Below are 3,871 nucleotides of genomic sequence, written 5' to 3'. Positions count from 1 at the left end.
AGAAACCAGACTGCTTCATATCGCCATTCCCTCAATCAACGCAGAAGAAATAGAATCATACAGAAGACCTCAAAACCAGGGGGTTTTTAGAACCCTCCACCTTGGGCACGATTGTTGCCCTGTTAAAAGCGCGGTTTGGGGCACATTGGGTGCCATCAGGAATAGAATTTGAACATACAAGCATTGATGGTAGTGCCAAACTGAAACGATTGCTGGGTTGTGATTTTACTTATGGCTGTACCACGAACTCCGTTCTGTTTTCGAAGAAATATCTTGATGTGTGTATGGAAACTATGAATGATGTTCTGATATCCGTTCTGAAAGACTATCTGAAAAGCCTTGTCGGCCAATCAGAAGAAGCAAATTCGGTGGAAGCAACGACACTCAATGCAATCGGGTTTTGTGTTGAAATCGGCCAGCCCTGCATGGCCTGCGTGGCGAAACGGTTGGATGTATCCGTTCGCACATTGCAGCGCCGATTGCAGTCGGCCGGTCATTCCTTCCGTTCCCTGCTTGATCGTTACCGTAATCTTACCGCCACACGGCTGGAAGAACTGGGCGCACTGAAACGCGATGCCATAGCAACCCATCTTGGCTATGCCGAAAGTACGTCGCTCTCCCGTTCCCGCAGGCGATGGAAGGCCGCATTGAAAAACAAATATCAGTATATGCAATCCGAAAGTATTTGATGATATATAAATGCATGATGTTCTGATGGAAAACCTTGCAGGGAATACCAGTCGGGATACTGTGGAAGAAAAACAGGCCATGCATGGTTGCTCAGGATACATCCGGGAAATACGGTCCGCCGGGTTTCAATCCAGCATTACCATGGCGTATTTCTGACGGCGGCGCGCCTGAACAATGGAACCGAATGGATGTTCATGCCTGCGGAATGGAACATCGGTCATCTGATCTGCCGGATCGGAAATAAACGCGCAGGACATGCCGGGCATATCACGCTCAAGGTGATGTGGCGGGAACAGAAAATAGATATATTTATGAATAATATTTTTGCCAGCATTCTATTTACTTGAAATGTATTTCAATAAAATTACAATATATGGGCCAGCATGAATTATGGCCTGCATGTAGCGATTGTATTGCCATATTCCCCACATACCAGCATGATTGCCAGTTTCTGATGCAGGGTTTATTTTCCAGCTGTTCTGTGGCGGGATGGAAATAAAGTTTTTATAAAATAATGTTCTGACGAATATTTCCTGAATTTTACAATGAAGATGATGCAGATGAAACCGATATGGAAAAAGCATTTCCCTGCTGTTCCTTTCAGCGGGATCCTTGCCGTAACCGGCTTTGCCGCGCGTGACGGTATCGCGGCTCCGACGTCAACGGACTGGCCCGGTTATGGCGGCAATCAGTCTGAACAGCATTTCAGCCCTCTTGCACAGATCACCCATGACAATGCGTATCGGCTGAAGCTGGCATGGCATCATGACTTTGACACCAACAGGGGACAGGAAGGTATCCCGATTGTTGTAAACGGCGTGATGTATGCCAGCAGCAACTGGTCACGTGTCTTTGCGCTGGATGCCGGCACAGGCCGGTTGTTATGGTCCTACGATCCGCGCGTGCCCGGTGATACGGCCTGGCGGGGATGTTGTGATACGGTCAATCGCGGCGTGGCTTACTGGCATGGCATGATTTATGTCGGCACATTTGATGGTCGCTTGGTGGCGCTGGATGCCGGAACGGGCAGGGAAGTCTGGAGCGTCAATACAATCCCGCCCGATTCCAATCTGGGAAAGGCGCGTGCTTACAGTGTCGACAGCGCGCCCCGTATTGCCCATGGCAATGTCATTATCGGCAATGGCGGGGCGGAACTGGGCGCGCGCGGTTTCGTTTCCGCCTTTGATGGCATGACCGGCAAGCTGAAGTGGCGTTTTTTCACGGTGCCCAATGTGGATAACGAAGCGGATCATGCCGTGTCTGATCCCGTCCTGCATGACATGGCATGGCCCACCTGGTCACCCACCGAGGCTTGGCGTGTATCAGGCGGCGGGGGCACCGTATGGGATTCGATCCTGTATGATCCCGTGACCGATCTGGTCTATATCGGCGTGGGGAACGGTTCCCCCTGGAATTACAGATTACGTTCGGACGGGAAGGGAGATAACCTGTTTCTGGGCAGCATTGTCGCCGTGCAACCGGATACGGGTGAATATGTCTGGCATTTTCAGGAAACACCGCGCGATCAGTGGGATTATACATCCACACAGACGATTACCACGGCCGAACTGCCGGTTGAGGGGCAGATCAGGCATGTTATTCTGCATGCCCCGAAAAATGGTTTCTTTTACATGATTGACGCCCGGACGGGACAGTTCCTGTCGGGGCAGAACTATGTGTTTGTCAACTGGGCTACGGGTCTGGATCCCCGGACCGGCCGGCCCCTGTTTGCGCCTGATGCGCTCTATACCCTGACCGGCAGGAATACAAAAATGTATCCCGGTGCGCTGGGCGCCCATAATTTTCCGCCCATGGCCTATAGTCCACTGATCCATCTGGCCTATATTCCCGCGCAGCAGGTTCCTGAAACCTATCATGCGGACAGGGTATGGTCCTGGAACCGCAAGGGCTGGAACCTGGGTCTGGACGGCGTACAGCCAGCGGATATTGCCGATATGAAGGGCTGGACCATTGCATGGGATCCGGTCATGCAGCAGGAACGTTTCCGCATTGACCATACCGGTCCCTGGAACGGGGGCATGCTGGTTACGGGTGGCAATGTGCTGTTTCAGGGCTTATCTGATGGTACCTTTCATGCTTATGACGCCCTGAATGGGCAGGATCTGTTTTCCTTTCCTGCGCAAAGCGGCATCATCGCCGCCCCCATGACGTACAGTATTGATGGAATACAGTACGTAGCGATCGAAGTTGGGTGGGGTGGTACCTATCCCCTTTATTTTGGCGGTCCCTATAAACATCTGACAACTACGGGAAACCGTTCGCGCCTGCTGGTTTTCGCGCTGGAGGGGAATGACAGACTGCCCGATCAGGCGCCCCATGACTGGTCGCCCGTCAGGCCGCCTGCACGCTTCGACGCCGCAGCGGCACAGCGTGGTGCAGCGGATTACGCCACCTATTGCATCGGGTGCCATGGACATGATGTGATGTCTGGTGGTGTCCTTCCTGATCTGCGGTGGTCAGGCGCGTTGTCTGATGATGGCGGATTTTACAATGTGGTCGGGCGCGGCGCGCTGACTGCCTTCGGCATGGATGAATTCGGATCTGTTCTATCGCGGGAGAGAATAGAGGATATTCGCCAGTTCATCATCCAGCAGGCCAATCGTTCATGGCAGCAGACCACCCATGGAAATTAGGAAAGGCGCTGCGTTTCTGATGATCTGGATCGAACCCGTGCCATATGCGGACTGGTAGAAACGGAGGACGGATAGGTGACGGATAGCGTCCATTTACGCAGCCGGAAGCGGAAACGCAGGCTATGGGACGGGCCGGCAGGACAGCGTTATGGTGTCAGGGACTAGCATCCCCGGATGCCCGCGTTCCGGCGTCCTGCGCATTTTCCTGTCTTCGTGCCCAGGCGATTTCATGCCGCCAGACATGATATGCATAAACAGTCTGCCGGTATCGGACAGCCTGTACGCCTTGGCTTCGGATTTTGCGCTTCGTATCCGTATATCGGACCGGTCAGCATTGCTGGATTCTCCCCTTACCCGCTTCCCCGTCTTTTCATACCCGCTGGATACCCGCAATTTGCTGGGACACACTGATACGAATGGGGAACTAGCACTACAGTTGTGTTTTGATGCGAGATATGATTCCGTGTGTTGGTATGGAACGGAACAGGATGACAGGTGGCGCGTCTGTTGAGGAGACGCTGTCGCTG

Annotated in this window: 3 protein-coding genes and 1 pseudogene; all 4 read left to right on the top strand. The window is 53.0% G+C overall.

The genetic code is table 11. The features are described 5' to 3' along the window. Positions 1-89: 89 nt before the first annotated feature. Positions 90-266, top strand: a pseudogene (locus CFR76_RS18780) (AraC family transcriptional regulator ligand-binding domain-containing protein); the annotation flags it as partial. Positions 267-284: 18 nt separating this feature from the next. After that, positions 285-689, top strand: a complete 405-nt coding sequence (locus CFR76_RS17215; RefSeq protein ID WP_341871537.1) for a helix-turn-helix domain-containing protein — start codon at positions 285-287, stop codon at positions 687-689. Between the two features lie 87 nt (positions 690-776). Further along, positions 777-1,037 (top strand): hypothetical protein, encoded by a 261-nt coding sequence (locus CFR76_RS17210; protein ID WP_110557938.1) that lies wholly within the window; start codon positions 777-779, stop codon positions 1,035-1,037. Positions 1,038-1,241: 204 nt separating this feature from the next. Beyond that, positions 1,242-3,344, top strand: coding sequence for a PQQ-dependent dehydrogenase, methanol/ethanol family (locus CFR76_RS17205; RefSeq protein WP_110557939.1), 2,103 nt, complete (start codon positions 1,242-1,244; stop codon positions 3,342-3,344). Positions 3,345-3,871 lie beyond the last annotated feature (527 nt).

The sequence above is a fragment of the Komagataeibacter swingsii genome, from assembly GCF_003207895.1.
Lineage (GTDB): Bacteria > Pseudomonadota > Alphaproteobacteria > Acetobacterales > Acetobacteraceae > Komagataeibacter > Komagataeibacter swingsii.
The sequence above is the reverse complement of the archived record's forward strand: the minus strand, read 5'-3'. Positions and strand labels throughout refer to the sequence as shown.